Annotated in this window: 1 protein-coding gene; it reads right to left on the bottom strand. The window is 76.1% G+C overall.

Annotation, left to right across the window (positions count from 1 at the left end):
- On the bottom strand, window positions 1-561 hold a 561-nt coding region (locus tag ACYVE9_RS29105; protein ID WP_461030870.1), incomplete at its 3' end, for an ROK family protein.
- Window positions 562-809: the final 248 nt, after the last annotated feature.

Raw genomic sequence — 809 nt, 5'->3', positions numbered from 1 at the left:
GAGCGTCTCCAGGCAGCCGCGCTGACCGCAGCCGCACTCCGGGCCGTCGGGACGCACCACGATGTGGCCGATCTCCCCCGCCCCGCCGTGGGCGCCGGCCTCCACGCGGCCGTTGATGCCGATGGCGCCCGCGATGCCGGTGCCCAGCGGCACGAACAGGAACCGGTCCACACCGGCCCCGGCGCCGATCCGGCCCTCGGCGAGCCCGCCGGTGCGGACGTCGTGTCCGAGGGCGACGGGCAGGCCGTCGAGCCGTTCGGTGAGCAGCGCGCGCAGCGGCACGTCGGTCCAGCCGAGGTTGGCGGCGTACCGGACGACACCGGCGGCCTCGTCCAGGATGCCGGGCACGGCGACCCCGGCGGCGGCGGGGGCGCAGTCGTACCGGTCGATGCCGACGCGGCGGAGGTCGGCGGCGAAGTCCAGGACGGCGGCGGTCACCGCGTCCGGTCCGCGCTCCCGTCCGGTGGGACGGCGGGCCTGGTACAGCAGCTCGCTGTCCGCCCCGACCAGGGCGGCCTTCATGCCGGTGCCGCCCACATCGAGGGCGATGACGTATTTCACGGGGCCAGTCTCGCCCGAGAGACCACGAAAGGTCTAGTCCAGTTGTCGGTGGACGGACGTCCGCGCCGGTTTCCCGTCACGGGCGCACCCGCCACGACCGGGGCACGTCCGGTCCTGCCGCTGCTCAGTCCCAGCCGCGGCCGGACCGGCCGCGCTTGAGGTCGCTGCGGTGCCGCTTCGTCTTCAGCCGGCGCTCCTTCACGCCGCGGGGAGTGCGACGGGCGCGGCGCGGGGGTGGTGGCGGCGCC

The sequence above is a fragment of the Streptomyces sparsus genome, from assembly GCF_054776295.1.
Note: the sequence above shows the minus strand (reverse complement) of the source record. Positions and strands in the feature narration are given on the sequence as shown.